A 26,373-nucleotide genomic window follows, 5' to 3' on the forward strand; every position below is an offset into this window, starting at 1 on the left:
ATGGTTTCCCCAAACAACGAGCGTGACGATCCTGCGAAACGGTAGACGGACGCGAAGTTTGCGCCACTTGCCGATCTCCCCCCTTGTGGGGGAGATGCCCTGCAGGGCAGAGGGGGTGCCATGCGGCACGTAAGCCGATTTGGCGGAAGTAATCACCGCCGGCCCACACCCGGCCTTCCAGCCAGCCTCAGCCACGGCGCCAGGTGAAAGCCGCTCATCAGCAGGTACATCGGCACCATCCCTCCGATCGGGAAGGCATCGGGCGTCGTCATGCAGATCATCTCATGGCTGCCGGTTGCGGCCGTCAGCAGGGCCATGAGGGCGAAGGTCGGGGCGGCGGCGAGCGACAGGTAATCGGCGGCGGCGAGCGGCATCGGCCTCACTCCTTGCCGTAGCGGTCGTGGTGGCGCCACCAGATGCCGGTTTCGTTGCGGCCCTTCGGCGCGCGGTCGAGCCATTGGTATACGCCCCAGAGCCCGTCCAGCCCGCGCGCATAGCTGGAATAGCTGTGGTAGACGGCGCCGTCGATCAGTTCGAAGGCGCTGACGCCGGGGCGGTCGCGGGTGTAGGTGGCGACGTCGGTGCCGGTCATGGACGCGATCTGGACGATCGGCGCTTCGCTGCCGCGCAGTTGCCATTCCTGCACGGTGCTGCCGGGCGCCGGCTCGGGGGCGGGCGGCTCGCGGCGGTAGTTGTATTCGATGCCGCCCGAGCGCTGCTCTTCGGCGCTGAACCAGACGCTGAAATCGCCGTTGAAGTCGCTGCCGGCCGAGGAGGCCCAGGGGAAGCTCCAGTCCATCCGCCGCTTGAAGGCGTCGAGCTTGGCAAGCGGCGCCCGCGAGAGCGCCCAGAAGGCGACGTCATGGTTTTGCAGATGGACGAAGACGCCGTCGAAGCCGTCGGCGATCGAGGAGCAGGAGGGGCAGCCGGCGCTGTAATCCGGCCCGAACATGAAGTGATAGATCAGAAGCTGCGAACGCCCGCCGAAGAGATCCTTCAGCGAGACGCTGCCGCCGTCGGTATCGAAGCGGTATTCCTTGTCGATCCTGACGCGCGGCAATTGCTGGCGCTTGGCCGCCAGCGCATCGCTCTGCCGCGTCAGTTCCTTCTCTTCCTCGAGCAGATCGAGTCTTGCCGCCAGCCATTGCTCGCGGGTTGCGTTCAGCATTGCCGTCATGGTCTTCTCCTTTGCCTGTCTCTTGTCTAGCATCCGGCGCGGTGGCCTGAGATCGAGTGAAGATTACGGCCGGGCGGGCGAATGGCGGGAGTGACAAGTGTGACGGGATTTGAATGGACTCGCTGATCACGGCCGCGGCGCGGGCGCTGGCATCGGGCGATGTGCTGGGCGCCCTGAAACGGGTGGCGCTGCGCGAGGATGCGGCGGCGCTGGCGCTGCGCGGCATCGCCATGGCGCAGCTCGGCGATCTCATGCGCGCCAAGGCGCTGTTGAAGAGCGCCGCGCGCGCCTTCGGCCCGCGCGAGGCGGTGGCACGCGCCCGCTGCGTGGTCGCCGAGGCCGAGATCGCGCTCGTCTCGCGCGATCTCGGATGGCCGGTCAAGGCGCTGGATGGTGCGCGCAAGGTTCTGGAAGCGCATGGCGACCGGGTCAATTCAGCCCATGCCGGCAATATCGCCGTGCGCCGGCTGGTGCTGATCGGCCGCCTGGATGAAGCCGAGCAGGCGATGGCAGCGCTCGATCCGGCGCCGCTGCCGCCGCCATTGCGGGCGGCCCACGAGCTGGTCGCGGCCGGCATCGCCATCCGGCGGCTGCGAACGGAGGCGGCGCGCGCCGCACTCGACCGGGCAGGGCTTGCGGCGCGCCATGCCGATATGCCGGTGCTGACGGCAGAGGTCGATGCCGCCGCCCGCGTGCTCGATCTCCCGGCGGCGCGGCTGGTTTCGCTTGGGAACGAGCGCCCGCTGCTGCTTGCCGAGGTGGAGGCGCTGTTTGCATCCGGCGCGCTCGTCGTCGATGCCTGCCGCCATGTCGTGCGCGCGGCCGGCGCGGCGGTGCCGCTGGCAAGCCGGCCGGTGCTTTTTGCGCTTGCCCGCGCGCTTGCCGAGGCCTGGCCGGCGGATGTGGCGCGCGGCGTGCTGATTGCGCGCGCCTTTCGCGGCAAGCATGCCGACGAATCCCACCGCGCGCGGCTGCGCGTCGAGATCGGTCGGCTGCGCGCCGAACTTGCCGGGCTGGCGGAGGTCTCGGCGACCAAGCGCGGCTTTGCGCTTTCGCCGCGAGGGACCGGCGAGATCGCGGTCTTGGCGCCGCTCGTCGAAGGGCCGCATGCGGCGGTGCTCGCCTTGCTCGCCGATGGCGAGGCGTGGTCGAGCTCGGCGCTGGCGATCGCTCTTGGGGCGAGCCCGCGCACCGTGCAGCGGGCGCTCGATACGCTTGCCGGCGAGGGCCGGGTGCGAGCGCTCGGGCGCGGGCGGGCGCGCCGCTGGATGAGCCCGCCGCTCTCCTCATTCCCGACGATCTTGTTACTCCCCGGGCCGCTGCCGAGCGACTAGTATGGTTCCATCCACAAGGAGGAAGAGATGAAGAATTCGGCTGCTCAGATCCTGCGCGAATATGGGCCTTTTCCGGATGCCGAGCGCGTCCACGGCGTCACCTTCGACGGCCGGCATGTCTGGTTCGCCTCGGGCGACAGGCTGAACGCGCTCGATCCCGACAGCGGCGAGGTGGTGCGCGTCATCGAGGTCGCCTCCCATGCCGGCACGGCCTTCGACGGCGAATTCCTCTATCAGATCGCCGAAGACGTCATCCACAAGATCGACCCGAAGAGCGGCCGGATCCTCACCACCATCCCGGCCCCCGGCAATGGCGGCGATTCCGGCCTCGCCTGGGCCGAGGGCACGCTCTGGGTCGGCCAGCATCGCGGCCGCCGGATCCACCAGATCGATCCCGAGACCGGCAAGATCCTGCGCACGATCGAATCCAACCGCGTCGTCACAGGCGTGACCTGGGTCGACGGCCAGCTCTGGCACGGCACCTGGGAAGGCGACGACAGCGACGTCAGGCGCATCGACCCCGAGACCGGCGAGGTGCTGGAGCGGCTCGATATGCCCGAGGGCACCGGCGTTTCCGGCCTCGAATCCGATGGCGGCAACTGCTTCTTCTGCGGCGGCGGCAGCAGCGGCAAGATCCGCGCGGTGCGCCGGCCGTGAGTGCTGGCGGGTGAGTTATTGCATCCGGCGATCGCCGGAGCACCCGCCTCGTCCTTCGAGGCCCCTGCGGGGCACCTCAGGATGAGGCTCTCTCGGGATGCGGCAATCTCCAACGGTCCCTCATGCTGAGGTGCGCAGCCCGGAGGGCGAAGCCTCGAAGCACGCGCTCGGCGTTGCTTCTTGCTTTCTCCGGGGCAGGGCGTCCGGCTTGCCTTTAGCGATGTGCCCGTGGCCCCCTCATCCGACCCTTCGGGCTACCGACCTGGGTCGAGCCACGGGTCTCGACCCGTCCTTCGGACCCCCGCTGGGGAGAAGGGGATGGGGCGCTGCTCCGAGTCTCTTCTCCCCTCGGGGAGAAGGTGCCGGCAGGCGGATGAGGGGGCTGCTCGGCGAAACGGCGAATGCAAGCACGCCGGCAATGACGAAGGATGGGCAATTTCTCTCCGAGAGTAGTTCATCGTCCGTCAACTTTTGCGTGTCAATTTCTCCGGTAGCGAAAGCCGTCAAAAGGTTGCGGGGATTGAAGGTCGGGCTCACATCGCACATTACGTTCGTCCTGGTGGCGCTCACCTCTGCGGCGGCGGTGTTGCTTTGCGGCTTTGCCTGGCTTGCCTCCGTCAAGGTCGATGACATCTCGCTGCGCCGACAGTCCGATTTCGTCGGCCAGGGGCTGGAAGAGCAGATCAACGCGCTTCCGCGCGAGCAGGAAAGCATCACCAAGTGGGACGATGCCTTCCTTTACGCCAAGCAGCGCAACCATGATTGGCTGGTCGACAATATCGGCCGGTGGACGAGCCGGTATTTCGGGCACGACCGGACCTATATTTTCGACGAGACCAACCGGCTGATGTTCGCCTTCCGCAACGGGGCCGACACCATGCCGCCGCGGCTTGGCAGCGACGACGCAAACGAGATGACCGCCCTTGCCGGGGAGATGCGCGCCGCACTCGTCGACGGGGCCGGAAAGCCCGGGGCCTTACCGCTCGGCCGGCTGGCGCATGTGCGCACAGTGATGATCGGCAACCGGCCGGCGATCGCCAGCGCCCGGCCCATCCTGCCGAGCTCGGCCAGGATGCAGATCGAACCGGGCCAGGAATTCATCGCCGTCTCGGTGAAGTTCATCGAGGGCAAAGTCGCCGAAAACATCGCCCATTACGCCAGGCTCGAAGGCCTGCGCTTTACACGTTCGAAAAGTCTGGACGCGCGGGCGCAGGTGGCGGTGGCCTCGCATGACGGCGGCACGATCGGCTATCTCGTCTGGCCGCCGATCCGCCCCGGCTTCATGCTGCTGAAGCAGATCGCGCCGGCAGGCATCGGTTGCCTGGCGATACTGATCACCGCGGTGTTCTGGCTCGGACGCGGCCTGCACCGGACGTCGATGACCCTGCTCGACAGCCAGGCCGAACTGACCCATCACCGCAATCATCTGGAAGAGATGGTGGCCGACCGCACCGCCGAAATCGACAGGCAGAGGGAGGAGCTGGACCGGCTTCTCGCGCATGAGCGCCACGTCAATGCGCTACAGCGCCAGTTCGTCGCCATGGCCTCGCACGAGTTCCGCACGCCGCTCGCCATCATCGATGCCGCCGCCCAGCGGCTCTGCCGCTCGACCGCCAATGTCAGCGGCGATTACGTGCTGGAAAAGGCCGGCGTGATCCGCAGCGCGGTCGTGCGCATGGTCGGCCTCATGGAAAGCATCCTCGCGAGCGGCAGGCTGGAAACCGGGCAGATCATCCTGAAGCCCAGCGAAGGCGATCTGAAAGCGTTGCTCGTCGAGTGTTGCGAGCGGCAGCGGCCGCTGAGCCGCGCGCATGTGTTCCACCTCGATCTCGCGCCGATCCCCGACCGCCTGACCTTCGACCGCAGCGCGATGGAGCAGGTGTTTACCAACCTGATCTCGAACGCCGTCAAATATTCGCCAAATGCGGGAGATATCCATATCCGCGCGCGAGTAGACGAAAAGACGGTGGAGATTTCGGTCGCCGACGGCGGCATCGGCATGGATGCCGAGGATCTGCCGAAACTGTTCCAGCCCTATTACCGCGCCCGCAGCGCCACCGGCATCGCCGGAACCGGCATCGGCCTCAACGTCGTCAAGCAGGTTGTCGAACTGCATGGCGGCAAGGTCGAGGTGGCGAGCGAGCTCGGCAAGGGCACCACTTTCACCATTCTCCTGCCGATAGAGCGTCTATCGCAGGATCAACATTTTGCAGCTTGAGGAATAGCTTATGGTCACCGTCCTGTGCATTGAAGATGAAGTCGAGATCCGCAACCTCCTCGTCGAGGAGCTGAACGAAGCCGGATACAGGACGCTCGAAGCCGCAAACGGCGCCGAGGGCCTGGAAATGATCCTGTCGAAATGGCCCGACATCGTCATCAGCGATATCTCGATGCCCGTCATGGACGGCCACCAGCTGCTGGCGGAAATCCAGATCAACCACCCGCAATTCTCCAACATCCCCTTCATCCTGCTGACGGCGCTGACCGACCGCGAAAACACGCTGGCCGGCCTGCGCGCCGGGGCCGCGGACTATCTGACGAAGCCGCTCGATTTCGATCTGTTGCTTGCGAAGCTGGAGGGATGCGTGACGCGGCTGGAGAATGACAAGGTGGTCAACCGGTCGTTTTGATGGGATGGTGGCTGGGAAGGGTGAGTGTGTGCCGTGCGGCCCCCTCATCCGGCTACCGCCACCTTCTCCCCGCTGGGGAGAAGGGGATGTGGCGAGGCCTCGCCCAGCTTGAGACTCGTGCTGTGGGACGGTGGCCGCGCGGCCTGCTCTGTCTTCTCCCCAGCGGGGAGAAGGTGGCCCGAAGGGTCGGATGAGGGGGCCTCACGGCACACCTTCCATTGCCCTTCGCTTTCGCCCCATGCATTTTTGGCGTTGCCGCTCATCTTTCTTCCGGCCGCTTTCGCAACACATCCCCCAACACCTCGAACACCCGTCCATCCAGCGTCTGCGACACATTGAACCGCATGAAACCCGTCGCCGTCTGCGACAGGCTGAAGGCATTGCCCGGGGCGAGCACGATCCGTCTTTCCAGGGCCGCCCGCGCGACGTTCGCCGCGTCGATGCCCTCCGGCAGGCGGCACCAGAGGAACATGCCGGCCTGGGGGTCCAGCCAGGGGGTTACGCCGAGGCCCTTCAGCCGGGCCGAGACCTCGGTCATCGCCCGGGCGAGGCGCTGCCGCAGCGTCTCCATGTGCTTGCGGTAGCCGCCGTCGCTCAGGACGGCGAGCACCAGCTCGGCGGTCATCCGGCCGCCGCCGAAGGAGGTGGCGATCTTGAGGTCGGTGAGGCCGTCGATCCATTCGGGTTTGGCGGCGACGAAGCCGCAGCGGGCCGACGCCGAGAGCGTCTTCGAGAAGCTGCCGATGTGGATGACGCGGTCGAGCCCGTCGAATGCTGCGAGGCGAGGGGCCGCCGCATATTCGAAGTCGGCGAAGATATCGTCCTCGATGATGGTGAGATCGAACTGGTCGGCAAGTTTCAGGACACGGTGAGCGGTGACCGGGGAAAGTGTGGCGCCGGTCGGGTTGTGGATGGCGGAATTGGTGATGTAGAGCCGCGGCCGGTGTTCGGCGACGACGTGGGCGAACTGCTCGATATCGGGGCCGGAGGGCGTGTAGGGCACGCCGACGATCTTGGCGCGGTGGGCGCGCAGCAGCGCATGGAAGTTGAAATAGCAGGGGTCGTCGACCAGCACGGTGTCGCCGGGTTCGAGCAGGAAGCGGCAGATGAGGTCGATCGCCTGCGTGCCCGACTCGGCGAGCATGATCTGATCCGGCGAGGCTTCGATGCCGTGTTCGCCCATGCGCCGCGAAATCAGCTGGCGCAGCGGCGGCAGGCCGAGCGGCGAACCGTAATCGGCAAGGGCCGCCCCATCGGTGCGGGCAAGCGTTCGGAGCGCCCGGCGCATGCCATCGCCCGGCAGCCAGGAGGGCGGCAGCCAGCCGCAGCCGGGCTTGAGATCGGCTTCGCCGGCTTCCAGTGACTGCCGCGAGATCCAGAAAGGATCGACGGCGCGGTCGAGCTTCGGACCGGCCTCGGCAAGCGCGAAGGGTGCCGCCTGGTTGGCGACATAAAAGCCCGAGCCCGGCCGCGACAGGATCGCGCCCTCGGCGACCAAGCGCTCATAGGCGTCGACGACGGTCGAGGTCGAGAGCTTCATGCTCGCCGCCAGGCCGCGCACCGAGGGCAGCTTCGCGCCGGGCGTCAGGCTGCGCCCGGCGATGCGCTGGCGGATCGTCGCAATCACCATCTCGACGCGTGTGCGTCCCGCCAGTTCTTCGTCCATCCGTACTGCTTCCGCACCATAACAGTTTTGCGAAATCGTATCAGACCGTCACTGTCATGACCATCCGTACAGGCCGATAAAGGTGAGCAGCGCGCCGCCTGCCAATTTGATTCAAGGGGCGCGCTTAGCTCGTTGTTTTTATGCATGTCGTTCTTCTCAAGACCGGCATGGACTCTGGAAGGAATACATGATGGAACGGATGACGGCGGGATGGATCAATGGGCTGATCGGCGTGGTGATCTTCAGCGGCTCGCTGCCGGCGACCCGTGTTGCGGTGGCGCAGTTCGATCCCGTCTTCCTGACCGTCGCGCGCGCGGCGATCGCCGGGGCCTTGGCGCTCTGCCTGCTGATCATCTTTCGCGAGAAGCGGCCGTCGGGGCGCGATATCCTGTCGCTCGTCGTGGTCGCGCTCGGCGTGGTCGTGGGCTTCCCGCTGCTGACGGCGCTGGCGCTGCAGCATGTCACGTCAGCCCATTCGATCGTCTTCGTCGGGCTGCTGCCGCTCGCGACCGCGACCTTTGCCGTGATCCGCGGCGGCGAGCGGCCGAAGCCGGCCTTCTGGCTCTTCTCCGTTCTCGGCAGCGCGCTGGTGGCGGGTTTTGCCCTGGCGCAGGGGCTGACGGCATCGCCGGTCGGCGATCTCCTGATGCTGGCGGCGATCCTCGCCTGCGGCCTCGGCTATGCCGAAGGCGGCCGGCTGTCGCGCACGCTCGGCGGCTGGCAGGTGATTTCCTGGGCGCTGGTGCTGTCGCTGCCGCTGATGGTCGCGGTCGCATTTCTCTATCGCCCGGCCAGTTTTTCCGGCATCGAAACGCCGGCGCTCGTCGGCCTTGCCTATGTTTCGCTGTTTTCCATGCTGATCGGTTTCATCTTCTGGTATCGCGGCCTCTCCCAGGGCGGCATCGCCGCCGTCGGCCAGCTGCAGCTGCTCCAGCCCTTCTTCGGCCTGGCGCTCGCCGCCACCCTGCTGCACGAGCCGGTGACCTGGGCGATGCTCGGCGTAACGGTCGGTGTGATCGTCTGCGTGGCCGGGGCGAGGCGGTTTGCGCGGTAGCGGCTGAACCTCCCCGCCGGTCACAAAGCAGCCGCTCAATCGTCAGCAAATGGCCCCGTTACCGCCGCATCGTGCCCTTTTCAGGCTTCATCGTCGCGACCTCGCCAGCCTTTTCAGTGGCTGAGCGATCGACCGAAATCACCGGAAAAGGAATGAAGATGATCACTCGTTACACATCCCTTGCAACGATGACGGCTGCGGTTTTCAGCCTGCTTGCTCTCAGCCCGGCATCTGCCGTGGAGATGGCCCAGGCGCAGCAGCAGCCCGCACAGGGCGAGGCGCCGATGCAAGGACAGGGTGGGGGCAGCGGTGCGGCCGCTCCTGTCAGCGATCAGAAACTCGAAGCCTTTGCCGTTGCCTATGTGCAGGTCGATAAGGTCCGGCAGGAATATTCGGCCAAGATCGACGCGACGAAGGATCAGGCCGCAAAGCAGAAGCTGCAGGAGCAGGCCAAGAAAGAGATGGTCGACACCGTGCAGGCCTCCAAGGATATTTCCGTCGAGGAATATTCCTCGATCCTGACGGCGGCGCAGAGCGACCCGGCTCTTGCCAAGAAGGTCCTGGAAAAGGTCGGCAGTTCGTCGCCGGCGCAGCCGCAGCAGCAGCAATAGGCAGCGCGCCCAGGCGCCGCGAATGCGGCGGAGCGGACGCGATACGTTCGCTCCGGCAATGCTCGCCCTTTGGCAGGGCATTGCCGGAGCGTGCGGTCTTCCCTCAGAGCCGGTCGAAAACCTCGGGGCTCAGTTTCCCGATCCTCAGCAAATGCTGCAGCGTGTAAGTCACTGAAAGCGCATCCTCGAGGCCGTCGTGGCCCCTCAGCGGCGGATGTTCGACGCTGTAGTAGTCGGCCAGTTTGCTGCTCGGCGTCTTTGCCAGATCCTCGATCGGCATGCCGGCGGCCAGCAGAAGCTTGACGGCGTTATCGAACCTTTGGGCCGGAATGGGGGGCTGGATGCCGGCGACATAGCAGCTGATCGCCATCATGTTCATCTCGTCCTTGCCCCAGGACCAGAACCGGGTGCCCTCCGAGAAGCTGTCCATACTCGACAGGGCATCCTCCAGCGCCACGCCACGAGCGTCGATATCCGCTTCGGTAATACCCGTGAGATCGGTGAAGTAAGGATCGATCGGATATCGCCTGCCGAAACGGTCGACGGGCGTGATGTAGATCCTGCGCGTATCGAGGATCGGAAATTCGCCTTCGAGGCTGAGCTTGACGGCGCCGATCTGCGCTATGACGGGGTCGGGGTCGTGTGCTGCGCACCAGAACCGGCGTTGTGAGCCTTCGCGGCAGAGATATTCGCAGTCGAATATGATGGCGGTCTTCATCCCAGTTCTCCGAGGACTTGTCCGAAGCGACCGTTGCGGGCTGTCCTTATCGCTGCTCACTCCGTATCGAATTTGAAGATCGGCCGGCCGCTGAGCGTGAAGGCTTCGCCAGGATGGTAGAGATAGGCGGCGCAGGTGCGATCGAGGCGCATGGCGAAATCATTGGCGACGGCGAGGCGGGCTTCACCGCTCGACGCCTGCTGGACGAAGGCCCGCAGAGCCACGTGATCGCCCTTGGCGAAGAGCAGTTCCGTGACGATGCCGAAGGTTTCGAGATCGGCGGCGAGGATCGGCGAGACGGCGCCATCGCGCACCTTGGTCGCCATTTCGGTCCAGCGTGGCCAATCGATCTTGTCGGATAGATCCTCGGGTTTGGACGGCATGGCGTCCGTCTTGCCTATCACGTAAGGCTGCAGCGCCTCGACGGCGAGCAGGCGGTCAATGACGTCGCCGACGGTAAAGACGTCGGATGTCCTGACATAACGGTCGCCGGAGTAGGCCCTAGTCAGATCCTCTTCCAGAGCCGGTCGCCCGGCCAACTTTACGGCAGCTCGATAGGAAAACAGCCAGGCGACGTCCATCGTGCCGCTTCTGTTGATCGCACCGCTCTTGACCTGCTGCGTCAGTTGTTGGGCAACGAGATCGCCGATCTCGAAACCACTTTCGACCATCAGAATATGCTCCAGAAAACTCTGCTCCGGTTCGAAAGACGTGCCGATAACGTTGCTGTGGAGTTGCGCGTTTTTAGGCGATCCGCCCCCCTTTACTCTGGGTTGGCCCACCATGGCTCGCGCAAAATCAGCGTTGAACTCCGGCCGAAGTTTGCTGCCTTTCGTACTGCCGCGCTGAATGAAGCGATCCCATGCCGCCTGGTCGTTTTCGCTGGCTGCCACATAGTTTGCGATATCGGGCAAGCCATTGGCTTCCGCGGCGCGGACGATCCGTTCCTTGAATTCGTCCGACTGGTCGACGATCGATGCCGAAATCACGCCGCCGGCATTGGTGAACGGGCCGGCGGTATTGTCGAGCGGCACGAAGGGAAAAGCGGCGAACCGCGTCATCAGCAGGTCCTCCCACCATCCAGCAGCAGTGCGCGGATGCCGGATATGCGAAGCCCCGACATTATCTCATCGAACTTTTCGGCGCCGGCCGCGCCACGGAGCGCCTTATGACCCAGGCGGTGGAGATACCAGGCTGACACAAGGTCGCTCGCAGCCTGAGACCTGGGACTCCGTTTAAGCACCGTCGCCAGCAGAATGCGGGTTTCGTCATCGCCGAGCCCCGCATAGCGGATCTTGAGATAGGCTGCCTCAGGCCCGAACTTATCGGCAACCGACGGCGTCAAGGCGTCGTGGCCGTCAAGCACGATATCGCTGAAGGCGAGGATCGTTTGCCTTTGCGGGCAGAACTTATCTGCGGCAAAGGCCGGTGAGGCGAGGCAGGACAAGAGAAGAAGGCTGAAGAATCCGGTCACTCTGCGAAGCATCGTCATTCCTTTGCGATGCATAGCATCGTCAAATCCTCGGCGGCCCCCCAACGCAGCCCCTGACTCGGAGCGCGGTCGCGGCGGGAGGATAGGTGGCGGCCGGGTGCGCGGCAAGGGGATGACACGGGGAGGTGGTGGGTTTCTTGAGGTTCAATAAGCCTTTGCCGGAGGCGGTGGCTCTTTCAGCAAAGGGTATCGCTACGATAGGGAAGCGGCTTCAAATTTTCTGTTCCAGGCGGATTTCGCCGCAGCAAAAACACAAAGACTTCTATGAGTTGGAGAGGGCAATGCGGCGCTGGCCGGCGGCCAGTGGGATGAGTTCTGACGGTGTGGTTTGGGCCGGATGTGTTTGGGCTAGGTTCTCATTCGCGGACCGTTAGGCAGGGTGATAGCAATGGGGTGCCGTGCAGCCCCCTCATCCGCCTGCCGGCACCTTCTCCCCGTCGGGGAGAAGAGACTCGCGGCAGCGCCGAACGCATATCCAAGCAACGGCGTTGATAAAAAGGCGGGGCGCCGCCACGAGTCTCTTCTCCCCTCGGGGAGAAGGTGCCGGCAGGCGGATGAGGGGGCTGCACGGCACCCCTTTGCGGATGATATTCGGTCGCGGCCGCGTCACGGCAGCTCTCAGCCGATGGCGCATTTGTGGATATTCGGCTAACCTGCCGCAAGGCGATGTCGGACGCAGCTCCGCTCGCCGGGCAATACATTTGGTCGAGGGTAGTTCAGTGCAGATCGCGAGATTTTGCTTCTGTTTTGCCATTTGTCTCGGCATCGTGCCGCAGGCCGGCCCGGTGCATGCCGAGGAGTTGGTGCGCTTCGAAAGCGCCCCGGTAAAGCTCAGCCCCTTTCGGATACGCAAGGCGAAAGAACAGGCGGAAACGCTCCCTCAACCGCAAGGGATGCCATTGCTCGGATATTTGTCTCGCCCGCGAGGGGACGGCCCATTCCCGGCAGTCGTCCTCCTGCATGGATGCGAGGGCATGCGGTCGAGCGTCAAGGACCTTTGGCCGAAACGGCTGGTTTCCTGGGGTTACGTCGTGCTCGTCGTCGACAGTTTCACCACCCGCAACATCACGGACGCGTGCCAGAGCTTTCTTCCCGATCGTGTCTTCGACGCCTATGGAGCCCTGGATTATCTGGCGAAATCGCGCTTCGTCGATATCGGGCGGGTCGCCTTGATGGGTTTTTCGACGGGCGGCACCGTCACGCTGGACGGGACGAAAATCCAAGGCAACGAACAGTTGATGGACCGGAAATTCAAGGCGGCGGTTGCCTACTATCCGCGCTGCGCGGCAACTCAGGGCGAGGCGACGGTGCCGACCCTGATCTTGGCCGGCGATCGGGACAATTGGAGCCCGGCCGACCAATGCCGCAAGAGGCTCGCCTCGCTTGGCGACGACGGCGCGCCAATCGAGCTCGAGATCTATCGGGGCACCTACCACAATTTCGACGCGCCGGAATTCAGGGCCGGAAAGAGAGTGCTGGGCCATATCGAAAAATACAATCCGAACGCCGCCATAAAATCCATCGGCAGCGTTCGCACGTTTCTGCGAAAATACCTCTAGCACGCCGCCCAAGGCTCACTTGGCGGGCACGACCAGCGCCTCGTCCTTGCGCACGATATAAGTCGCCAACTCGGACGCCTTGCCGCTGCCGACGTTTTTGGCCGAGTGGACCACGCCGGAAGGAATGAACAAGGATTGACCGGCCTGAAGCGTCACCGGCTCCCTGCCGTCGAGCCGGTATTCCAGCGTGCCTTCGAGAACGTAGGCGATCTCTTCGCCCGGATGCGAGTGGTTCGGCGCAAGAACGCCGGGCGCGAAATCGACGCGCACCTGCACGGCCTCGTGGCCGGGCACATCGATGTCGCTCTTGACGAGATCGGTTCGCTGCAGCGGCTGCTCCGCATGCGCTGCCGCGGCAGTGCCGAGAGCAAGGGCGAGCGCCATAGCATGGATCATTTTCATCGTGTCATCCTTCCTGAACTGACCATTCCGGCTCGTTGGCCGCGATGACATTTCAGTCGATGATTGAACCAGGGATGTGTCGGAAAACCTGCGTTTTTGTAAGCGAGTGTATCTGCGGGTTACGCGAACCGCATCGCGCTTTTGGCGCGCGCCTTCGCCGCCTCTTCCTCGCGATCGCGCGGCGGCTGGGTTGTCTCCAGCGAATCGATCAGTTCGCGGGCGCAGGCGGCGATCGAAATGACCGCGCGCTCGAAGGCGGCCTCGTTGCGTTTCGATGGCTTGTTCGTTCCGCTGAGCTTGCGCACGAACTGAAGTGCGGCATCATGAATCTCGTCGTCGGTTGCCGGCGGATCGAAATTGAACAGAGGTTTGATGTTTCGGCACATGGCTTGCTCACGGTCGTTTCTGTTTGCCACGAGGGGAAAGTGGCCTCGCAAGAAAAGGTAGTCGGGCGGGCGCGAAATGCAACGGGGGCCACGGAAATGGGCGGCCCTGCCGCTCAGGGTAGCGGGGCCGGCGTGTCGCTCAGCGTTCTGAGATAGGCGATGACGTTCAGTCGGTCGGTTTCGTCGGGTGCTCCGCGGACGTCCATGTTGACGCCGGGCGTCGTGAGGGTGGGGCCGGCGATGAAGATATTGAGGTCCTCGTAGGTCCATGTGCCGTCCCACGCCAGCAAGGTCTTGGAATAGCCGCCGTATTTGGTCGATGCCTTGTCTCGTCCGACCACGTTCCACAGGTTGGGGCCCTTGGAAGAGGGGATGTCCTGCGGGCGTTTGCCGTGACAGCTGGCGCATTTGGAGGCAAAGAAGGCTGCGCCTTTTGCTGGATCACCGTTTGCCAATTTGGCGGAAATCGGCTCGGGCTTTTCAATGATAACGCCGTGGGCCAGCAGATAGTCGGCGATATCGGCATGATCGTCGTGTTTCGCAAGATGATAGGGCGTGATGATGGCGGCGTTGCGGGCGGGATCACCGCGCACCCAGATGGCGTTGACGTCGGCGCCGGCTTCCACGAACAGCTTGACACAGTCGAGACAGTTGCCGGCGACCGCGAAGTGCAGCATGTGCTCGCCCCTTACAACGGTATTGGGGTCGGCGCCATGCGCCAACAGCAACCGGATGAGATCGGCGGAATTGTTCAGGACGGCCGCCGTCAGCGGCAGGCCGAGGCCCGATTGCTTGTTCACGTCTGCCCCGCGCGCGATCAGCAATTCCGCCGCTTCGGGATGGCCGCTGCGGACTGCGAGCAGGAGAGCGGTGGCTCCCTTGTCCTGCTCCTCGATATCAGCGCCTTGATCGAGCGCCGCCGCAAGCGCGGTCAGGTCGCCGCTCTTGGCCGCCTCGTGAAGCTGACCGGCGTGCGAAATCGCAAGAACGCTCAAATAGACGAATATGCCCCCTATCAGCCCGCGCATCTCGCTCTCCCCCGGCTAATTTGGCGGGAGAATTATATACCCGTTCCCTTTGGCTGGACAGTCCGCAGCGTGTCCGACCGCGTTCCGCGAGGAGGCTGAGCAACACACATCCCTCAAGCCGCCGACGTCGAACCTCTCACCCCAAGCGTCGCAACATCCGTCACCCCGCCGGATGACTCGAAATCAAATATCTTCTGCGTCACCAGCGCGGCCGCACCCCGGGCCCAGGAATTGTCTTCCCAGTCGGGCAGCAGCGGCGGGGCGGTGCGGAAGGTGCGGGCGGTGAGGGCTTCGCGCAGGGGGGTGAGGAAATGGTCGCCGAGGGAGACAGCTTCGCCGCCGGCGACGATGACTTCGGGGTCGGTGATGTTGACGAGGTTGGCCAGCGCGGTGCCGATGCCGCGGCCGGAATCTCCGACGAGGGTAAGGGCGGTGGCATCGCCCGAGGCGAGGGCGGTGCGCAGTTCGGGCAGGCCGAGGTCCTCGCGGCCGGTCGTCTCGCGCCAGCGGCGCAGCATCGAGAGTTCGGAGTGGTAGGCCATCAGGCAGCCGCGCTTGCCGCATTCGCAGAGCCGGCCGCCTTCCTCGAACAGCGTGTGGCCGAACTTGCCGGCCGCGCCATTGGCGCCGCGATAGAGCTTGCCGTCGATGACGAGGGCGCAGCTGATGCCGACGCCGACGGCGAGCACGGCCATGTTGCGGTGCTGGCGGCCGAGGCCGAAGAGCTGCTGGGCGATGGCATAGGCGTTGGTATCGTCCTCCAGCCAGACCGGCACGTGGACGCGGGCCGCCACCAGCGAGGCGAGCGGCACGTTGTCCCATTGGAAGCGGTGGCTGCGCACGCAGGCGGTCTGTTCGTGGTTGATGACGCCGGGCATGGAGATGCCGATGCCGGCGAGTCTGGCCTTCGGACGGCCGGCGAGCTTGACGAGCTCGGGCACCGTGGCTGCAAGGAGGTCGGCGACATAATCAGGATCATGGCCCTCCAGGCCGACGCGCATAGCGGCGACGGGATTGGTGGCGAGATCGGTCGCCACGCACTCCACCGAATCCACCATCAGCTTGAAGCCGAGCGCGAGCGAGTGCTCGTAATTGATCTCGACGGGGATCGGCCGGCGGCCGGCGGGGCCGGGCACCGCCTTGCCCTCGGTGACGATGCCTTCCTCTAGGAGGTCTGAAACAACGAAGGTGACGGCGGCCGGGGAGAGGCCGATGACGGTGGCGATATCGGCGCGGCTCCTCGGCCCTTCGCGTCTGAGAAGGTTGAGGATGAGGCGTCGGTTCATGGCTCTCGCCGTGGTCTGGTCGCCTTTCAGCTTCACGATGCATTCCTTAATTTTGTAAATTAATTATTGCGGGCTCGGTCAATCTATGCATAAGTTCGCCCGCCGATCAACTGAAGCCGGGGCGATTGTACGCCAGGCCTCGCAGGGCGAACGGCGCGTTGAATGCCTGATCGAGCGCGTTCCAAGGAGGGGGCGGCTTGGGCCGGGCGGTGTTGATCGATCAACTGGGAGGAATTCAATGGCATTTTCGAAGCAATTTCCCGAGACCACCCGCAGAAGCTTCCTGAAAGGGGCGGGCGCCGTTTCCGCGGCCGCGGTCACCGGTGTGGCCACCGGCGGCTTTCCGATCCCGGCGATCGCGCAGGCGCAGGAGGTCACGATGATCTCCGCCGAAAACAACGGCGCCGCACTCGACGCGCTGAAGGCGATCGCGGCGGGCTTCACCAAGGAGACCGGCGTCAACGTCGTGATCAACAATATGGATCACGAGGCGCATAAGACGGCGATCCGCAACTATCTCGTCGCCGGCGCGCCGGATGTCTGCTCGTGGTTTTCGGGCAACCGCATGCGTGCCTTCGTCAAGCGCGGCCTGTTCGACGATATTTCCGACCTGTTCGAGAAGGAAAAATACAAGGACGTGCTGGGGGCGACGGCCGGCGCCGTCACCGAGGACGGCAAGCAATACGGCCTTCCCACCGGCGGCACGCTCTGGGGCATGTTCTACCGCAAGGATGTGTTCGAGCAGTACGGCCTGACGGTGCCGAAGACCGCCGAGGACTTCATGGCCTATGGCGACAAGTGCAAGGCGGCGGGCATCACGCCGATCGCGATCGGCACCAAGGAATTGTGGCCGGCGGCCGGCTGGTTCGACCAGATGAACCTGCGCATCAACGGCCTCGACAAGCACATGGCGCTGATGAACGGCGAGATGAGCTATCTCGATCCGTCTCTGACTGATGTCTTCGACCAGTGGGAGGCGATGATATCAAAGGGCTTCTTCACGCCGAACCACACCTCCTTCGGCTGGCAGGAGGCCGCAGCCCTTCTGGCCCAGAAGAAGGCCGGCATGATGAACCTCGGCGCCTTCCTGCGCTCGGCCTTCACCGAAGCGGACCTGCCGCAGCTCGCCTACGCCACCTTCCCGGTGCTCGACGCCAAGGTCGGTCATTTCGAGGAGTTCTCGGTCAATTCGATCCACATTCCCGCCAAGGCGAAGAACAAGCAGGGCGCGCGCGATTTCCTCGCCTATTTCTACAAGCCGGAGAACCTCGCGGCCTATCTGGAGCCGGGCGGCAACGTGCCGCCGCGCCACGACCTGCCGCCGAGCAAGGATCCGCTCGTCAACGTCGCCGTCGAGACGATGAAGACGGTTCAGGGCACCTCGCAATATTACGACCGCGACAGCGACCCCGACATGGCCCAGGCCGGCCTCGTCGGCTTCCAGGAGTTCATGGCCAAGCCCGACCGGCGCAAGGCCATCCTGACGCGGCTCGAGGGGACGCGGAAGCGGATTTATAAGATTTGATGGGTGTGCCAGTTTGCTGACGAAGCACGCCCTTTACGCGACGTCATCATCGGCCTTGTGCCGAGGATCTGCTGCCTATCGGTCCGGAGTTAGATGCTCGGGACAAGCCCGAGCATGACGAAAGAGAGGTTGGCGGGCTTTGTCGGCAGACCGAGGGCGTCGCTTTACTCCCGGCGACGCCCGCCCTCCACTCGACGTCATCCTCGGCCTTGTGCCGAGGATCTGCTGCCCTATCGGTTCGGGATTAGATGCTCGGGACAAGCCCGAGCATGACGAAAGAGAGGTTGGCGGGCTTTGTCGGCAGACCGAGGGCGTCGCTTTACTCCCGGCGACGCCCGCCCTTCACTCGACGTCATCCTCGGCCTTGTGCCGAGGATCTGCTGCCTTATCGAACGGGGTAGATGCTCGGGACAAGCCCGAGCATGACGAAGGAGCGAGTGGCCCGATCTTGTTAGCGGTGTTGGCTGGCATCAGCCCGCTCCCGAAATAATTTGAGGCTCCAGAGATGCAGACATTATGGCGCCGCCAGCGTTGGTGGCTTACCCCGACTTTGCTTATCGCGCCCGGTATCCTGCTGTTCTTCACCGTCATCCTGCTCTCGGCGGTCAGGAGCGTGTGGATCAGTTTTCACGAGTGGGACGGGTTCGGGCCGATGGTGTGGATCGGGCTCGGCAATTACGTCGAGCTCTACAGCGATCCGCAATTCTACGTGTCGCTGAAGAACAACCTGATCTGGCTTGTCATGTTCATGGCCGCGCCGCCGATCGGGCTCGCGATTGCGCTGCTGGTCAACCAGAAGATCGCGGGCATGCGCTTCCTGAAGTCGCTGTTCTTCATTCCGCTGGTGCTGGCGTCGGTGACCGTCGGGGTCGTCTTCACCTGGGTCTATACGCCGGAGTTCGGGCTGCTGGCGCTGATCTTCCGGGCCTTCGGGGCGGTGGCGCCGGCGGTGCTGTCGGACGAGCATTTCGTCACCTTCGCGATCGTCATCGCCGCCCTCTGGCCGCAGATCACCTTCTGCATGGTGCTCTATCTCGCCGGTCTCAACAATCTCAGCGAAGAGCTGATCGGGGCCGGCCGCGTCGATGGGGCGAGGGGCTGGAACATGCTGCGCCATATCGTGCTGCCGCAGCTGACGCAGGTCACCTTCATCGCCATCGCCGTGACGGTCGTCGGCGCGCTGCGCTCCTTCGACATGATCTCGGTGATGACGTCGGGCGGGCCGTTCGGCTCCTCCTCGGTGCTCGCTTACCAGATGTACGAGCAGTCGATCTTCTCCTACCGCTTCGGCTATGGCGCGGCGATCGCCTCGGTGCTTTTCGTGATCATGGCCGTCTTCATCGCCTGGTATCTCACTCACATCATCCGCAGCGAAGAGAGGGGAGGCTGATGTATCCTCGTCCCATTCCCGAAAGCGCGATCTGGCAGCGCCGGCTCTATGTCTTGACCGTCGTCATCGTGCTCATCCTCTGGCTCTGCCCGCTCTTTGCCATCATCCTCACCTCCTTCCGCTCGACGGCTGATGTGATGGGCGGCAATCTCTGGGGCTGGCCGACCGAGATCGGCCTCATCGACAATTACCGGGCCGTCTTCACCGACACGCCGATGGCGCGCTATTTCCTGAACAGCCTGATCATCACCATCCCGTCCGTGCTCGGCGTGCTGGTGCTGTCGACGCTCGCCGGCTTCGTGCTGTCGCGCTACCGCTTTCCCGGCAACATGCTGATCTTCGCGCTCTTCGTCGGCGGTAATTTCCTGCCGCACCAGATCATGATGATCCCGGTGCGCGACCTGATGGTGCGGCTCGACCTGATCGATACCACCGTGGCGCTGATCATCTTCCACGTCGCCTTCCAGACCGGCTTTGCGACGCTCTTCATGCGCAATTTCATCGCGGCCCTGCCGGACGAGCTGTTCCAGGCGGCGCGCGCCGAAGGGGCCTCGCCCTTCCAGACGCTGATCCATGTGGTGATCCCGCTGGTGCGGCCGGCGCTTGCGGCGCTAGCCATCCTGATCTTCACCTTCGTCTGGAACGATTATTTCTGGGCCGTGGTGCTGACCGTCAGCGACAGCGTCAAGCCTGTGACGGCGGGCCTTGCCAATCTGCGTGGCGAGTGGGTCTCGGCCTGGAACCTGGTTTCGGCGGGCACGATCGTCGTCGCCGTGCCGCCCGTCGTGATGTTCTTCCTGATGCAGCGGCATTTCATCGCCGGCCTCACCATGGGCGCGGTGAAGGGATGAGCCGGCGTCTTCCGTTTCAACAAGAGAGGGCCAGGACATGACCAGTCTCGAACTTCGTCAGATTAACAAGAATTACGGCGCCTATCATGCGCTGCGCGGCATCGACCTTTCCGTCGCGCAAGGCGAGTTCATCGTCATGGTCGGCCCGTCCGGCTGCGGCAAGTCCACGCTGCTGAAATCCATCGCCGGGCTGGAGACGATCTCGTCGGGCCAGATCGTGATCAACGGCCGCGATGTCAGCCGGCAGGAGCCGGGCGATCGCGGCATCGCCATGGTGTTCCAGTCCTATGCGCTTTATCCGCATATGACGGTGGCGGAAAATATGGGCTTCGGCCTGCGCATGGCGAAGCGCCCGAAGGCCGAGATCGATGCGGCGGTGGCGCGCGCCGCCAAGATCCTGCGCATCACAGACCAGCTCGACAAGCGGCCGAAGCAGCTTTCCGGCGGCCAGCGGCAGCGCGTGGCGATCGGCCGGGCGATCACCCGCTCGCCGGAGGTTTTCCTGTTCGACGAGCCGCTGTCGAACCTCGATGCGGCGCTGCGCACGCAGATGCGCGTCGAATTGAGCAGCCTGCATGCCGAGCTCGGCGCCACCATGGTCTACGTCACCCACGACCAGGTGGAGGCGATGACCATGGCAAGCCGGATCGTCGTGCTGAACCAGGGCATCATCGAGCAGGTCGGCTCGCCGCTGGAGCTTTACCGCAACCCCGACAATCTCTTCGTCGCCGGCTTTCTCGGCGCGCCGCGCATGAATTTCCTCGGCGTCACCATCGATGCCGTCTCCGGCCGCCATGTCACGGTTTCCGCGCCCGGCCTCTCGCCGCTGACGGTGGAGCTGTCGCAGCCGGCGACGCTTTCGAAAGGCACCGGGCTGACGCTCGGCGTGCGGCCGGAGGCGATCTCGGTGGTCGCCGAGGGCAGCGAGAGCGGGGCTGTTCACGGCGAGGTGCGCCTCGTCGAGCATCTCGGCCGCGAGACCATTCTCTATGTCGATGCCGGCAATCTCCAGACCATCGCGTCGGAAAGCGGCACCGGCAACATCACCGCGCAGCTGAGCTATGTCGCGCCCTTCGCCGCCGGGCAGAAGGTGGCGCTGAAGCTCGATGCCGGCGAGCTCTATCTCTTCTCTCCCGACGGCGGCCGCACGATCAGCGCCCGCAAGACCATTCTCGACAAATAGGAAAGACCAGCCCCGTGTCCGACAAGACCCTCTCCGTATGGAACACCGTCAAGACCGATCGCTTTCTCGTCGGCGTCCCGCATTATCCCGAGCATGTCGACGAAAGCTATTGGGAGCGCGATGCCGAGCGCATGGCGAAAGCCGGCTTCAACGTGGTGCGCATGGCCGAATTCGCCTGGCACATTCTCGAGCCGAAGCTCGGCACCTATGATTTCGATCTCTTCGACCGCGCCATAGCAATCCTCGGCCGCCACGGCATCGATACGATCATGTGCACGCCGACGGCCACCCCGCCGCGCTGGCTGACCGCTGCCCACCCTGAAATTTTAAGGGTGGACGGCAAGGGCCGGCCGATGAGCCACGGCTCGCGCCAGCATTGCGATACGGCAAGCCCTGTTTTCCGCGAGCACAGCAAGCGCATCACCCGGGCGATGGCCGAGCACTACCGCGACAATCCTTATGTTGTCGGCTGGCAGACAGACAATGAGCTCAACACCAGCATGCCGGAGAGCTTTTCCCAAGCGACGCTCAGCGAATTCCAGCTGTTCCTCGCCGACAAATACCGCGAGATCGCCGAGCTCAACCGCGCCTGGGGCGGCGATTTCTGGGCGACGGCCTATGACAGTTTCGATCAGGTCGTGCTGCCGATCGAATTCGGCCCAACCTTCCCGAGCCCCGGCCACCTGCAGGATTACCACCGCTTCCTCGCCTTCTCGACGGCGCGCTTCCAGCACGACCAGGTGGAGATCTTGCGCGCGGTGAAACCCGCCTGGTTCGTCTTCCACAATCTCGGCGGCTTGAGGGATATCGATTTCCGCGGCCAGTTCAGCAAGGATCTCGATTTCGTCGGCTACGACATCTATCCCATGCTCTATGACGAGTTCATGCGGCTCGGCAACCATGCCAAGGTGCAGGCGCTGCATCTCGATATCTGCCGCGGCTTTTCCGGCAATTACATCGTACCCGAGCAGCAATCGGGCTTCGGCAGCCAGCCGGGCTTCTGCACGCTGACGCCGGAGCCGGGGGAACTGCGCCGCATGGCGCTCTCCTCCGTTGCTCACGGCGCTGACGGCCTGATGTTCTTCCGCTGGCGGCCGGCCCATTTCGGCGCCGAGATCTACTGGATGGGCATCATCGACCATGACGATATCGGCCGCCACCGCTATGAGGAGGCCAGCCGCTTCGCAAGCGAGATGATCGCGCTGCAGCCGAAGATCCTCGGCACCTATGTGCGCATGGATGTCGGCATCGCCGGCTCCGATTTCGACAATCAGGAAGCCCACAAGACCTATCCGATCGGCCTGCCGAGCCCGCAGGACGATGCGATCCTCATGCATCAATATTGCTATGATCGCGGCATCGCCTGCGGCTTCATCCATCCCGAGGACGATCTTTCCAGGCTGAAGCTCTTCTATGTCCCCCACTGGGTGATGTGGAAGGACGAATGGACGGCCAAGCTCGAAGCCTTCGCGGCCGCCGGCGGCACCGTCGTCATCGGCGCCCGCACCGGCACCCGCACGCAGGACAACCACGTCATCCGCGAAACCGCGCCGGGCACCGCGCTCTCGAAGCTGACCGGCGTGCGCGTCGAGGATTTCGGCCGCTTGGCCGCCCCCGGCGCCAACGGCCTCTTCGACGTGATGGAACGCTCCGGCGGCCTCGTCATCCCGCCGAACAGACCGGCCGAAAGCAACCGCCGCCAGCGCCGCTTCAAGCTCGGCAACCGCGAACTGACCGCCGGCCACTTCTACGAAAACCTGACCGTCGACCCCGACGTCGAGGTGATCGCCGCCTGGTCCAACCGCTACGCCGAAGGCCAGGCGATGGCGACCTCCCGCAAGGTCGGCAAGGGGCAGGTGGTCTATCTCGGCACCTACCTCACGCCTGAACTGACCGAAGCGCTGACCGAACGCCTGTTTACGCCCGCCGGCGTGGAGCCGCTGGTCGGCGGGCTGCCGGAGGGCGTGGAGGTGACGATGCGGATGAACGAGGAACGGCGGCTGCTGTTCGTGCAGAATTATACGGATCAGGTTGTGATGGTGGGTGGTGTGCCGGCCGGGCGGGATCTGTTGGATGGGGAGAAGGCGGTGCGGGGGACGCTGGAGCTTGCGGGGTATGGGTGTGCGATTGTGGAGGTGGAGGGGTGAGCCTGAGGCGCTGAAGGACGATGAGGAAGAGGTTCCGCGCGCCTTCTCGATGCGCGGGGCTTTTACGATAGGCTCTGCTACTCGAACAGCGTTTTAAGCCAAGTAGTTTTGTTAGATGATCAGCACGTTGCCGACTTAGAGCCGTGGCCACAGTCGGGCTATCGAATTGCTCTCAGAGATCGCGGTTCTAGTCGTGACTGCGTCAACCCTATTGCAATCGCGGATTAGTTTCCTATAACCTCAAGGTTGAAGATAGGGCGCATACAAGTGGCGGGCCGGTGGAGCTCAGTGAGTTAAAAAAGCAATTGCAGGAACACCTTGGCGATGGGCTCGTTCTAATCGTCGGTTCGGGTCTTTCTTGTGCTGAGGGTGTGCCCGGCATGGGAGCGCTAGGCGGCCATCTCGTTACGCATATTCCCGCTAGTCTTTCCCCTGACGATAACAAGCTATGGGAGCAAATTCACCCGCTCATCGAAACTGAGGGACTTGAGGCAGCACTGTTAAAGCATGCGCCTACGCCATCACTGGAAGCCGCTATTGTGCAGAGCACAGGTGAATTCATTGCCGCGGCCGAGGCAAGTATTATCGCGGAAATCTTCAGTAACGCCAGAACGCTCCGTCTCGCAAAGCTCATTCCTCATTTGCTCAAGCCGGATACCGGCATTCCAATCGTGACGACAAATTATGACCGGCTTGTAGAGCTTGCGTGCGAGGAAGCTGGGCTGGGTGTCGATACCATGTTTAGCGGCCAATTTGCAGCGAAGCTGAATCCCCAGGAAAGCTTTTGGAGCTTTTGTCGTGGTACGAAATTAGTGGGCAGGAATGTCCGCTATAAATTCGCAGCAAGGGCAAACGTGTTCAAACCACACGGAAGTCTTGATTGGTATCATCGGGAAGGCAACCCCGTCCGGTATGCCGGAGCTTTGCCATTGCCACGGCTCATCATCACGCCGGGATTGAACAAGTTCAGAAACGGCTACGAAAGCCCTTTCGATAAGCATCGTGAGAAAGCGAATGACGCTATCGACAAGGCAAGAAGATTCCTCATTGTCGGCTATGGGTTCAATGACGATCACCTTGAGACGCATCTCACACCCCGTATCAAATCGGGCGTTAAAACTGTCATCTTGACCTACGCCCTTTCACCGAAGGCTAAAAAAATGTCGGTGGAAAACAAGAATGTCGTCGCCATCGAATTTCACGAGGCGGCAGGTGTGAAAGGCGCGAATATTATAGTTGATGGAACTGAGGTATTTCATCCTGATATCAATTATTGGGATTTGGATGGTTTTGTGGAAGGAGTTTTGTCGGCATGACAGGTGTAGCGCTCGAATTCACTGAGAATGAACAGATCGGTCGCGTAGCCGGTGTTGATACCAGTCGCGTCGCAATCGACGTTACAAACTCCGAGATGCTGACCCGCGTCGGGATTGGACAGCTAATTGCTATCAAGGGTGCGACGCAGGCGGAATTCCTGATCGCGATGACCGATCGGGTGACCCGTTCACTTCGTGAGGAGCTTCCCGATCCAGAGGGTGGCGAATTTGCGCCACTCACCGTTTCGCCAGCAGATCACATGCAGGCCTTCGTCATTGGTACGTATCGTACGGTGGATGGAGACAAGGCGGACACGTTCAAACGTGGTGCAGACAGCTTTCCCCAGATTGACCGGGGCTGTTTCGTCATTGAGGGCGGGAATCTCCAACGTTTCATGGGTATCCTCGGAGCCGGTTTTCCGGAGGAGGAAAGATTAAAACTCGGCACGTTTGTCGCAGACCGAAGTGCGGACGCAATTGCGAGCGGCGATCGGTTCTTTCAGCGGCATGCGGCCATTTTAGGAAGTACCGGTTCCGGAAAGAGTTGGGCGGTCGCCCTCATTCTTGAAAGAGCGGCCAAGCTCAAATATCCGAACATCGTCGTTTTCGACATGCATGGTGAATATGAGCCACTCGCGGATAAGAGCAACGGCGGGTTCGCGCAACGCTTCCGCATCGCCGGCCCTGGGGACCTTGCCGCGCCGAAGGATGACACGCTGTTCTTGCCATACTGGCTATTAAACCGCGATGAAATGCTGTCTATGATTTTGGATCGCAGCGATCAGAACGCTCCCAACCAAGCCTCCCGCTTTACTCTGCATGTCCGTGATTTGAAGGGAGCGACGCTGGACGTTGCCGGCAAAGCCAAGGTGAAAGAGACCTTCACCGTTGACTCTCCGATTCCATACAAGATTGCCGAACTTGTCGACAAGCTTAAGGAGGACAACGCCGCCAAAGGTATATCTGCGGCTACTGGTAAGCCTGTTGCCGGCGAATGGGAGAACAAGCTTACGCGTTTCATCTCTCGACTTGAGGCTAAGTTGGACGATCGGCGCTATGGCTTCATGTTTACACCTCCGACGGAGGCCCTGAACTACGACTGGCTCGCTAAACAAATAATCAAGCTTTTGCGCGCGAATTCTGGAAACGGGATAAAGGTAATCGATTTTTCAGAGGTTCCTGCCGATGTGCTCCCAGTCGTTACAGGAACGCTCGCTCGCCTTCTCTATGACATCCAATTCTGGATGAACACAGATGCTCGGACGCCGGTCACGCTTCTGTGCGATGAAGCGCATTTATATCTTCCGGTTAAGGACGACGCTGATTCAGTTCAAAGACAGGCGCTGTGGTCATTCGAGCGTATTGCGAAAGAGGGAAGAAAATATGGATTTTCATTGCTTGTGGTGAGCCAAAGGCCTTCCGACGTCAGCAGAACTATCCTTTCTCAGTGTAATAACTTTCTCGCCCTGAGGTTGACCAACGACAGTGACCAGAACGTCATCAAGAGATTAATGCCGGATTCTCTTGTGGGCCTCACTGCCATGCTGCCATTGCTCGATACCGGTGAGGCACTACTATTGGGCGACGCGGTCCTGTTGCCGACCAGGATCAAACTCGATCGACCAGAGGTGAAACCTAACAGCGCTACTCGTGATTTTTGGAAGGAATGGGGTTCAGTAATGCCCACGGAGACGTTGCTTGAAGCGGCGGTCGAATGCCTGCGCAGTCAATCCCGGACTAGCTGATCCGTAGATTGGGAATGGTCGCCACCGAAGGCCTCTTTTTCAGAGATAAACTCGCCATTAGGCCACCTACGGCTGCTACTTAAGCCTGCGTGCAACGGCCGCCAGCGGCAAAGGAAATAATCTACGGCGCTGATCGTCCGCGATCATTGCGTCGTTCCCTTGCCGACTTCTGCGGCCTCGACTTGAGGTAATTGGTGCGAGCCAGCTTTCGTGCTG

23 protein-coding genes and 1 pseudogene are annotated in these 26,373 nt (G+C 62.9%); 14 read left to right on the plus strand and 10 right to left on the minus strand.

Annotated features, from left to right (window positions below):
• Positions 1–152: 152 nt before the first annotated feature.
• Together ATY76_RS03810 and ATY76_RS03815 are read right to left on the minus strand one after the other, a co-directional pair.
• Positions 153–359: pseudogene (locus ATY76_RS03810) on the minus strand (hypothetical protein); the annotation flags it as partial.
• A gap of 20 nt (positions 360–379) precedes the next feature.
• The gene (locus ATY76_RS03815; RefSeq protein WP_088673418.1) at positions 380–1,177 is read right to left on the minus strand and encodes a DUF899 family protein; all 798 of its coding nucleotides are present in this window, start codon (positions 1,175–1,177) and stop codon (positions 380–382) included.
• Positions 1,178–1,290: 113 nt separating this feature from the next.
• Here ATY76_RS03815 and ATY76_RS03820 point away from each other — a divergent pair, with 113 nt between their 5' ends.
• The 4 genes from ATY76_RS03820 (at position 1,291) to ATY76_RS03835 (ending at position 5,798) form a co-directional block, all read left to right on the plus strand.
• Positions 1,291–2,511 (plus strand): helix-turn-helix domain-containing protein, encoded by a 1,221-nt coding sequence (locus ATY76_RS03820; RefSeq protein ID WP_088673419.1) that lies wholly within the window; start codon positions 1,291–1,293, stop codon positions 2,509–2,511.
• Positions 2,512–2,538: 27 nt separating this feature from the next.
• The gene (locus tag ATY76_RS03825) at positions 2,539–3,168 is read left to right on the plus strand and encodes a PQQ-binding-like beta-propeller repeat protein (RefSeq protein WP_088673420.1); all 630 of its coding nucleotides are present in this window, start codon (positions 2,539–2,541) and stop codon (positions 3,166–3,168) included.
• Between the two features lie 520 nt (positions 3,169–3,688).
• Positions 3,689–5,386, plus strand: a complete 1,698-nt coding sequence (locus ATY76_RS03830) for an ATP-binding protein (RefSeq protein WP_088673421.1) — start codon at positions 3,689–3,691, stop codon at positions 5,384–5,386.
• A gap of 10 nt (positions 5,387–5,396) precedes the next feature.
• Complete coding sequence (locus tag ATY76_RS03835; protein WP_088673422.1) at positions 5,397–5,798, plus strand: response regulator; 402 nt, start codon at positions 5,397–5,399, stop codon at positions 5,796–5,798.
• A gap of 259 nt (positions 5,799–6,057) precedes the next feature.
• Here the strand turns inward: ATY76_RS03835 and ATY76_RS03845 are convergent, their stop codons facing one another.
• Entirely contained in the window at positions 6,058–7,464 is a 1,407-nt protein-coding gene (locus ATY76_RS03845; protein WP_088673424.1) for a PLP-dependent aminotransferase family protein, read from the minus strand.
• Between the two features lie 190 nt (positions 7,465–7,654).
• Between ATY76_RS03845 and ATY76_RS03850 the strand changes: the two genes are divergently transcribed.
• On the plus strand, positions 7,655–8,518 hold the full coding sequence (locus tag ATY76_RS03850) for a DMT family transporter (RefSeq protein ID WP_088673752.1): 864 nt from the start codon (positions 7,655–7,657) through the stop codon (positions 8,516–8,518).
• 158 nt (positions 8,519–8,676) lie between these two features.
• On the plus strand, positions 8,677–9,129 hold the full coding sequence (locus ATY76_RS03855) for a DUF4168 domain-containing protein (RefSeq protein WP_088673753.1): 453 nt from the start codon (positions 8,677–8,679) through the stop codon (positions 9,127–9,129).
• Between the two features lie 103 nt (positions 9,130–9,232).
• On the opposite strand, the gene ATY76_RS03860 is transcribed toward ATY76_RS03855, so the two are convergent.
• From ATY76_RS03860 to ATY76_RS03870, 3 genes are read right to left on the minus strand one after another with little or no spacing between them, the layout of a single operon-like run.
• Entirely contained in the window at positions 9,233–9,847 is a 615-nt protein-coding gene (locus tag ATY76_RS03860) for a 3'-5' exonuclease (protein ID WP_088673425.1), read from the minus strand.
• 56 nt (positions 9,848–9,903) lie between these two features.
• On the minus strand, positions 9,904–10,908 hold the full coding sequence (locus ATY76_RS03865; RefSeq protein WP_088673426.1) for a hypothetical protein: 1,005 nt from the start codon (positions 10,906–10,908) through the stop codon (positions 9,904–9,906).
• Positions 10,908–11,333: a hypothetical protein gene (locus tag ATY76_RS03870; RefSeq protein WP_141104978.1), complete on the minus strand. Its 426-nt coding sequence runs from the start codon at positions 11,331–11,333 to the stop codon at positions 10,908–10,910. The genes ATY76_RS03865 and ATY76_RS03870 overlap by 1 nt, the downstream gene beginning before the upstream one ends.
• 758 nt (positions 11,334–12,091) lie before the next feature.
• Here ATY76_RS03870 and ATY76_RS03875 point away from each other — a divergent pair.
• A complete protein-coding gene (locus ATY76_RS03875) occupies positions 12,092–12,898 on the plus strand; it encodes a dienelactone hydrolase family protein (RefSeq protein WP_245309716.1) in 807 nt (268 codons plus the stop codon).
• Positions 12,899–12,913: 15 nt separating this feature from the next.
• Here ATY76_RS03875 and ATY76_RS03880 read toward each other — a convergent pair whose 3' ends face one another.
• The 4 genes from ATY76_RS03880 to ATY76_RS03895 form a co-directional block, all read right to left on the minus strand.
• On the minus strand, positions 12,914–13,300 hold the full coding sequence (locus ATY76_RS03880) for a cupin domain-containing protein (protein ID WP_088673429.1): 387 nt from the start codon (positions 13,298–13,300) through the stop codon (positions 12,914–12,916).
• 119 nt (positions 13,301–13,419) lie between these two features.
• Positions 13,420–13,686 (minus strand): DUF2277 domain-containing protein, encoded by a 267-nt coding sequence (locus ATY76_RS03885; protein WP_088673430.1) that lies wholly within the window; start codon positions 13,684–13,686, stop codon positions 13,420–13,422.
• Between the two features lie 113 nt (positions 13,687–13,799).
• Positions 13,800–14,714 carry an ankyrin repeat domain-containing protein gene (locus ATY76_RS03890; protein WP_088673431.1) on the minus strand — a complete coding sequence of 305 codons (915 nt, stop codon included), beginning with the start codon at positions 14,712–14,714 and terminating at the stop codon, positions 13,800–13,802.
• A 113-nt stretch (positions 14,715–14,827) separates the two neighbouring features.
• On the minus strand, positions 14,828–16,036 hold the full coding sequence (locus ATY76_RS03895; RefSeq protein ID WP_088673432.1) for an ROK family protein: 1,209 nt from the start codon (positions 16,034–16,036) through the stop codon (positions 14,828–14,830).
• Between the two features lie 202 nt (positions 16,037–16,238).
• Between ATY76_RS03895 and ATY76_RS03900 the strand changes: the two genes are divergently transcribed.
• The 7 genes from ATY76_RS03900 to ATY76_RS03930 all read left to right on the plus strand — a co-directional run bounded on the left by ATY76_RS03900 (position 16,239) and on the right by ATY76_RS03930 (position 26,157).
• On the plus strand, positions 16,239–17,525 hold the full coding sequence (locus ATY76_RS03900; RefSeq protein ID WP_088673433.1) for an ABC transporter substrate-binding protein: 1,287 nt from the start codon (positions 16,239–16,241) through the stop codon (positions 17,523–17,525).
• A 505-nt stretch (positions 17,526–18,030) separates the two neighbouring features.
• Positions 18,031–18,915 (plus strand): sugar ABC transporter permease, encoded by an 885-nt coding sequence (locus tag ATY76_RS03905; protein ID WP_088673434.1) that lies wholly within the window; start codon positions 18,031–18,033, stop codon positions 18,913–18,915.
• A complete protein-coding gene (locus ATY76_RS03910; RefSeq protein WP_088673435.1) occupies positions 18,915–19,766 on the plus strand; it encodes a carbohydrate ABC transporter permease in 852 nt (283 codons plus the stop codon). The genes ATY76_RS03905 and ATY76_RS03910 overlap by 1 nt, the downstream gene beginning before the upstream one ends.
• Before the next feature lie 37 nt (positions 19,767–19,803).
• A complete protein-coding gene (gene ugpC, locus ATY76_RS03915; RefSeq protein ID WP_088673436.1) occupies positions 19,804–20,949 on the plus strand; it encodes a sn-glycerol-3-phosphate ABC transporter ATP-binding protein UgpC in 1,146 nt (381 codons plus the stop codon).
• 14 nt (positions 20,950–20,963) lie between these two features.
• Entirely contained in the window at positions 20,964–23,096 is a 2,133-nt protein-coding gene (locus ATY76_RS03920) for a beta-galactosidase (RefSeq protein ID WP_088673437.1), read from the plus strand.
• 278 nt (positions 23,097–23,374) lie between these two features.
• Positions 23,375–24,412 (plus strand): SIR2 family protein, encoded by a 1,038-nt coding sequence (locus ATY76_RS03925; protein ID WP_088673438.1) that lies wholly within the window; start codon positions 23,375–23,377, stop codon positions 24,410–24,412.
• Complete coding sequence (locus tag ATY76_RS03930; protein WP_088673439.1) at positions 24,409–26,157, plus strand: ATP-binding protein; 1,749 nt, start codon at positions 24,409–24,411, stop codon at positions 26,155–26,157. Before ATY76_RS03925 ends, ATY76_RS03930 begins: the two co-directional genes overlap by 4 nt.
• Positions 26,158–26,373 lie beyond the last annotated feature (216 nt).

It is taken from the genome of Rhizobium sp. R339 (genome assembly GCF_002211395.1).
Taxonomy (GTDB): domain Bacteria; phylum Pseudomonadota; class Alphaproteobacteria; order Rhizobiales; family Rhizobiaceae; genus Rhizobium.

Bases quoted from the DNA above. Each gene is read 5' to 3' on its own strand.
- ATY76_RS03850 (WP_088673752.1), top strand. From the start codon at position 7,655: ATGGAACGGATGACGGCGGGATGGATCAATGGGCTGATCGGCGTGGTG.
- ATY76_RS03820 (WP_088673419.1), top strand. From the start codon at position 1,291: ATGGACTCGCTGATCACGGCCGCGGCGCGGGCGCTGGCATCGGGCGAT.
- ATY76_RS03855 (WP_088673753.1), top strand. From the start codon at position 8,677: ATGATCACTCGTTACACATCCCTTGCAACGATGACGGCTGCGGTTTTC.
- ATY76_RS03930 (WP_088673439.1), top strand. From the start codon at position 24,409: ATGACAGGTGTAGCGCTCGAATTCACTGAGAATGAACAGATCGGTCGC.
- ATY76_RS03910 (WP_088673435.1), top strand. From the start codon at position 18,915: ATGTATCCTCGTCCCATTCCCGAAAGCGCGATCTGGCAGCGCCGGCTC.
- ATY76_RS03860 (WP_088673425.1), bottom strand. From the start codon at position 9,847: ATGAAGACCGCCATCATATTCGACTGCGAATATCTCTGCCGCGAAGGC.
- ATY76_RS03845 (WP_088673424.1), bottom strand. From the start codon at position 7,464: ATGGACGAAGAACTGGCGGGACGCACACGCGTCGAGATGGTGATTGCG.
- ATY76_RS03905 (WP_088673434.1), top strand. From the start codon at position 18,031: ATGCAGACATTATGGCGCCGCCAGCGTTGGTGGCTTACCCCGACTTTG.
- ATY76_RS03815 (WP_088673418.1), bottom strand. From the start codon at position 1,177: ATGACGGCAATGCTGAACGCAACCCGCGAGCAATGGCTGGCGGCAAGA.
- ATY76_RS03885 (WP_088673430.1), bottom strand. From the start codon at position 13,686: ATGTGCCGAAACATCAAACCTCTGTTCAATTTCGATCCGCCGGCAACC.
- ATY76_RS03865 (WP_088673426.1), bottom strand. From the start codon at position 10,908: ATGACGCGGTTCGCCGCTTTTCCCTTCGTGCCGCTCGACAATACCGCC.
- ugpC (WP_088673436.1), top strand. From the start codon at position 19,804: ATGACCAGTCTCGAACTTCGTCAGATTAACAAGAATTACGGCGCCTAT.
- ATY76_RS03825 (WP_088673420.1), top strand. From the start codon at position 2,539: ATGAAGAATTCGGCTGCTCAGATCCTGCGCGAATATGGGCCTTTTCCG.
- ATY76_RS03870 (WP_141104978.1), bottom strand. From the start codon at position 11,333: ATGCTTCGCAGAGTGACCGGATTCTTCAGCCTTCTTCTCTTGTCCTGC.
- ATY76_RS03835 (WP_088673422.1), top strand. From the start codon at position 5,397: ATGGTCACCGTCCTGTGCATTGAAGATGAAGTCGAGATCCGCAACCTC.
- ATY76_RS03890 (WP_088673431.1), bottom strand. From the start codon at position 14,714: ATGCGCGGGCTGATAGGGGGCATATTCGTCTATTTGAGCGTTCTTGCG.
- ATY76_RS03900 (WP_088673433.1), top strand. From the start codon at position 16,239: ATGGCATTTTCGAAGCAATTTCCCGAGACCACCCGCAGAAGCTTCCTG.
- ATY76_RS03880 (WP_088673429.1), bottom strand. From the start codon at position 13,300: ATGAAAATGATCCATGCTATGGCGCTCGCCCTTGCTCTCGGCACTGCC.